This window comes from Photobacterium lucens, from assembly GCF_009873615.1.
In the GTDB taxonomy this organism is placed as follows: Bacteria; Pseudomonadota; Gammaproteobacteria; order Enterobacterales; family Vibrionaceae; genus Photobacterium; species Photobacterium lucens.
In genome coordinates, this window is sequence record NZ_SSMG01000065.1 from 1 (window position 1) to 6,287 (window position 6,287).

General features: G+C 40.1%; 2 protein-coding genes. Both read left to right on the forward strand.

The window, feature by feature from the left end; genetic code table 11:
• Positions 1 to 2 precede the first annotated feature (2 nt).
• The gene (locus E5A76_RS03730; protein ID WP_161118137.1) at positions 3 to 4,826 is read left to right on the forward strand and encodes an NAD-glutamate dehydrogenase; all 4,824 of its coding nucleotides are present in this window, start codon (positions 3 to 5) and stop codon (positions 4,824 to 4,826) included.
• Between the two features lie 347 nt (positions 4,827 to 5,173).
• A complete protein-coding gene (gene pyrD, locus E5A76_RS03735; RefSeq protein ID WP_008987073.1) occupies positions 5,174 to 6,184 on the forward strand; it encodes a quinone-dependent dihydroorotate dehydrogenase in 1,011 nt (336 codons plus the stop codon).
• The last annotated feature ends 103 nt before the right edge of the window (positions 6,185 to 6,287 follow it).

Consider the following 6,287-nt stretch of genomic DNA (forward strand, 5'->3'; position numbering starts at 1 on the left):
TGATGAATGCACCTGAAAATGTTGTTCCCGTTTTACTTGATAAAGTTTATGGATTGATCAAAACAAAAGTAGATAGTGCGCAACAACCTTTAGTGGATATTTTTGCTAAACGCCTTTTAAATCAACTTGCTGAAGATGATTTACTGCAACGTAATGAGTCGGATCTTTATGGTGCTGTACTGAGTTTATGGCATCACCTTGTTAAAAATAAACCAGATAAAATATCGGTTCGTGTCTATAACCCTACCTTAAGTCGTCATGGTTGGAAGTCGACCCATACTGTGGTTGAAATCGTCATGCCTGATAAGCCATTTTTGGTTGATTCTGTTCGTATGACATTAAATCGTCTCGATATTACTAGTCATTTGATGCTCAATGGGCCTTATCATTTCGAGCGAGATAATAAAAACAATATTATTAAAGCTTGTGGTGATAACGGTGAATTACAGACGCTTTTTCATATTGAAGTGGATCGCCTAACCAAGAAAGAAGAAATGGCCTCGCTACGTGATGAGCTAGAGGCAGTTTTGAAAGACATTGAATTGGTAGTCGCTGATTGGCAATCAATGCAAAACAAGATGTACCAAATCACCAAAGAGCTGAGAGTCGCCCAATTACCAGTAGAAAAACAATATTGTGAAGAAGCGATCGAATTTTTAGAGTGGGTCGCGGATCATAACTTCACATTCATGGGTTATCACTGTTATGACTTGAAACCGATCCAAGGGGATTATCAATTAACGCCTACCAAAGAATTAGGCTTAGGGCTATTAAAGAAACCTCGACATGCTCGTCCGTTAAATTTATCAAGCTTACCTGAGTCTGCTCGTATTGAAGCGCAAAAGCCTGATTTATTGATCCTTACCAAAAGTAATGCCAAATCCCGCATTCATCGTCCTGCTTATATTGATTACGTTGGTATTAAGCGTTTTGATAATAAAGGGAATGTGATTGGCGAACATCGTTTTATCGGTTTATATGCCTCAACTGCTTATCATCAAACAGCCATGCACATCCCCTTGATCCGCAATCGCGTAAAACGGATCTTAGCAGCAAGTAGTTATCCAGAGGGTTCTCACTCATGGAAAGCATTAAATAATGTATTAGAAACTTACCCAAGAGATGAGCTCATTCAAGCCAAAGAAGAAGAGATGCTTGATGTCGGTATGGGTGTTGTACGGATGCAGGATCGTGATTTACTCAGACTATTTGTAAGGCGTGATCCTTTTGGGCGTTTTTTTTCATGTATGGTGTATGTGGCCAAAGAGCGTTATGACACTGAATTAAGACGGAAGATCCAAACAGTACTAAAGGATTATTTAGGATCGAGCCAAACCGTTGAGTTCACCACTTTCTTTTCAGTAAGCCCGCTTGCAAGAACTCACTATATTGTCCGTGTACCAAACAATAACTTTGATATTGATGTGAAATCCATCGAGCATAACTTAGGTGTTGCGGTAGCTTCATGGGAAGATCGTATTACTCAATCGCTGGTGGCTAATTTCGGTGAAAGCAAAGGGATCCCCATTGCTAAAAATTATTCCAAAGCATTCCCTCGTTCGTATAAAGAGCAAATGTTACCTGGATCTGCGGTGGCTGATGTACTTCAGCTCGAAAGGCTAGATGAAAATAACAAGCTAGGTATGCTGTTTTATCGACCTCAAGAAGAGTCTGCAGATTCTACTGCGGTGAAGCTAAAACTGTTTCATCGCAATGAGCCTATTCATCTGTCTGACGTTATGCCCATGCTTGAGAACTTAGGCTTGCGGGTTATTGGAGAGTCGCCTTATCAAGTGATCACAGCAGATGGCGTTGTGAATTGGATTTTAGATTTTGCCATGTTGCACCATGTAGCAAATGACTTTGATTTATCAGAAGCCAGAGACAGATTCCAAGATGCATTTTCTGATATTTGGCACGGAGAGTTAGAGAGTGATGGGTTTAACCGATTGGTACTTCGCTCTGGCTTATCAGGGCGAGAAATAACCATTTTACGTAGTTATGCCCGTTATATGCGGCAAGTCGGTTTTCCATTTAGTCAGCAATACATAGAAGATACATTGAATAACCACTGCGAACTTGCTTGTAATCTGGTGTCTTTGTTTAAACTTCGTTTTGATCCAAGTTCTAAATATAGTGAGAAAGCAGAGCAAAACTTGATCAAACTGATCATCGAAAGTTTGGAAGATGTAGAAAGCCTTGATGATGACAGGATCATTCGTCGTTATATGGATCTTATCTTAGCAACGTTACGGACCAATTTTTATCAAAAAACAGAACAAGGCAAGCCTAAGCCTTGGTTATCACTGAAATTAAACCCAACCGCAATACCTGAAATTCCTGCTCCAGTTCCTAATTACGAAATTTTTGTTTATTCACCTGACTTTGAAGGCGTCCATTTACGCGGTGGAAAGGTCGCACGTGGTGGACTTCGTTGGTCTGATAGGCAAGAAGATTACCGTACCGAGATATTAGGCTTGGTTAAAGCGCAGCAAGTAAAAAATACCGTTATTGTGCCAGTTGGGGCGAAAGGTGGTTTTATTTGTAAGCGCCAGCCGCAATTAACAACACGAGAAGAGATCTTAACGGAAGGCAAAGCTTGTTATAAACGCTTTATTTGCGGCTTATTAGATGTAACCGATAACGTCATTGATGGTCATTGTCAGCCACCAGCCAATGTTGTTTGTCATGATGAAGACGATCCATATTTGGTTGTTGCTGCTGATAAGGGAACGGCAACGTTTTCAGATATCGCGAATTCATTAGCGGCTGATTATGACTTTTGGCTAGGTGATGCCTTTGCTTCTGGTGGCTCTAACGGCTATGACCATAAGAAAATGGGCATTACAGCTAAAGGGGCATGGGAATCAGTTAAACGCCACTTCAGGGAAATAGGTGTTGATTGCCAAACCACAGATTTTAGCTGCATTGGTATAGGTGATATGGCTGGTGATGTGTTTGGTAACGGTATGTTGTTATCTAAGCATATTCGCTTAGTAGCTGCTTTTAACCATCAACATATTTTTATCGATCCGGATCCAGATGTAACGGTCAGTTGGCAAGAGCGACAGCGCTTATTTGAATTACCACGATCTAGTTGGGATGATTATGATCGAAAATTGCTTTCTGAAGGCGGTGGGATCTTCTCTCGTAAAAGCAAAGCGATCAAACTAGTTCCTGCGGTACAAAGCTTGCTGCAAACGCGAAAACAAAGTTGTACACCCAATGAGTTAATCCACTTAATTCTACAAATGGAGGTAGATCTATTGTGGAATGGCGGTATTGGCACTTATATCAAATCAAGTAAAGAAACTCACACTGATGTTGGTGATCGTGCTAATGATGCTTTACGTGTTGATGGTAAACAACTCAGAGCCAAAATTGTCGGAGAAGGTGGTAATCTTGGCTTTACCCAACTTGGGCGTGTTGAGTTTGCGAGAGCTGGTGGACGTGTAAATACCGATTTTATTGATAATGTGGGTGGTGTGGACTGCTCAGATAATGAAGTAAACATTAAGATTTTACTTAATAGTTTAGTTTCAGCTGATGAAATGACATTTAAGCAACGCAATACGATCTTAGAAAATATGGAAGCTGAAGTCAGTGAGATTGTCCTTGATGATGCCTATCGTCAAAGTGAGTCCATATCGGTGACTGAACAACAACAAGTTCAATTACTTAAAGAGCAAACCCGTTTTATCCACCAATTAGAGCGTCATGGTAAGTTAGATCGCAGTTTGGAATATCTGCCTGATGATGAAGCGTTAGCAGAGCGAGAAAAATCTGGCATCGGGCTTACGCGGCCAGAAATAGCAGTGCTGGTGGCTTACGGAAAGATGGTATTAAAAGAAAAGCTTGTGAATCATGATATTGCGAGTGATCCGTACCATTCCCGATTATTACCTGCTTATTTCCCAAGATTTTTGCAAGATAACTATCGTATGCAGATGGAGCAACATCCCTTACGTCGAGAGCTGATTGCGACCTCGTTAGCGAACCAAATGTCCAATGAAATGGGATGTAACTTTGTCACTCGTTTACAAGAAGAAACGGGGGCAACCATTAATGACATATCTGCTTCTTATTCAATAGGACGAGAGATCTTTAATTTTGACAAACTGTTTAGCCATATTCGGGATTTGGACAATAAAGTCTCAGCCCAAATTCAATACGAAATGCTTTATCGTTCCAGACGCATGTTGCGACGAGTAACACGATGGTTTCTACGTAATAGGGAGCACAAGCTAGGAATTGAACAACAAATCGTATTCTATCAGCCCTTTGTTGAACAACTTCGTCATCATTTAGATAGTTACCTTGTAACGCAAGAAGTCATTGAACATGAGCAACAAGCCAAAGAGATGACAGATCAAGGTGTACCTGATGAGCTTGCCAAAAACATTGCACGGTTAACAAGTTTGTATTCAGCAATGGATATAGCGCAAATAGCCAAAACGATGGAAGTGGATACATCGCATATTGCCCGTGTCTATTTTGTATTAGGGGCAAAGCTCTCTTTGCATTGGTTCTTAAAGCAAATTCAAAATCAAACGGTTGAAAATAATTGGCAAGCGTTAGCAAGGGCATCGTTTAGGGAAGATTTGGACTGGCAACAACGTCAATTGACTACAGCTGTTCTGATGACAAGTACAGCAGAACCAGAGGAGAGTATCGCTTTATGGATGGAGCAGCATAAGAAAGCTATTCATCGATGGGATAGTGTATTAGCTGAGTTTAAAGTAGGGAACGCCCATGAATTTGCAAAATTCTCAGTCGCTTTACGAGAGTTAACGATTCTTAATCTAAATTCACGCCCCGCTAATTAATAAAACTTGCAAAATATCGCTACGTTGTAACAATTATAAGTGACAGTGTAGCGAGATGCTTGGCGATACTAATAGTGACTGTGTCACACAATTAAGGTTATAAATAAACCTTGAGTGACATTGTCACTTATTTCCTATCTATAATGGCTAATTTCATACAAAAAGAAAACGTTTGCATTAAAGTGTAATTTTTTATGAAAACACCAATCTATAACTTATTGTTAAACAAGGGTTTAATTTCTAAGTTACTGAATTATTGACAATAATCAAAAAAATAACGATTGATGTTAGAGGGGGAAATGTGAATAATACCATCCCGTTTATTCGGGACTTATATTGGAGTTACAATGCTATATCGTATCGCACGTTCTGCTATTTTTCAGTTGGATGCTGAAAAGGCTCACGACCTCGCTATCGAGAACTTTTCTCGTTTCACTGGAACTCCATTAGATCTTTTCTATCGTCAACACCTTCCTGAACGTCCTGTTGAAGTCATGGGACTGACTTTTAAAAACCCTGTTGGTTTAGCTGCTGGCCTTGATAAAAATGGCGAATGTATTGATGCATTTGGTGCTATGGGCTTTGGTTTTGTGGAAGTAGGGACGGTAACGCCACGTCCGCAACCTGGTAATGATAAACCACGTCTTTTCCGTTTGATCCCAGCTGAAGGCATTATCAACCGCTTTGGTTTTAATAACCTTGGTGTTGATAACTTAGTTGAGAATGTTAAGAAAGCAAAATACGACGGCATTATCGGTATTAACATTGGTAAGAATAAAGATACACCAATTGAAAAGGGTGCTGAAGATTACCTAATTTGTATGGATAAAGTTTATCAATATGCGGGATACATTGCGGTAAACATTTCATCACCAAATACACCGGGACTTCGTAGCCTACAATACGGTGAAGCATTAGATGATCTGCTATCTCAACTTAAAGAGAAACAAGCAGAGCTTGCAGAGAAACATGGTAAATATGTACCACTTGCACTTAAGATCGCACCAGATCTTGATGATCATGAAATTCTACAAGTTTGTGATTCATTGATCCGCAATAAAATTGATGGTGTTATCGGTACGAACACCACATTAGATCGTTCACTTGTTCAAGGAATGGAACATTGTGATGAAGTGGGTGGTTTAAGTGGTCGTCCTCTGCAGAACAAGAGTACTGAAGTTATCCGTAAAATGGCGGAAGCACTGAAAGGAGAGATCCCAATCATTGGTGTGGGTGGTATCGACTCGGCAATTTCTGCTCGCGAGAAGATGATGGCAGGGGCAAGCCTTGTTCAAGTTTACTCTGGTTTCATTTACCACGGCCCTCGTTTAGTCAAAGACATCGTGAACGGCCTTTGATTGCATTTGACTGACAAGTATTAATTTTAAAATTTGTCTGACATTTTAAAGCCCAACTTAGTGAATACTAGGTTGGGTTTTTAATTATTAACTCAATATTACC

Bases quoted from the DNA above. Each gene is read 5' to 3' on its own strand.
- E5A76_RS03730 (WP_161118137.1), top strand. From the start codon at position 3: ATGAATGCACCTGAAAATGTTGTTCCCGTTTTACTTGATAAAGTTTAT.
- pyrD (WP_008987073.1), top strand. From the start codon at position 5,174: ATGCTATATCGTATCGCACGTTCTGCTATTTTTCAGTTGGATGCTGAA.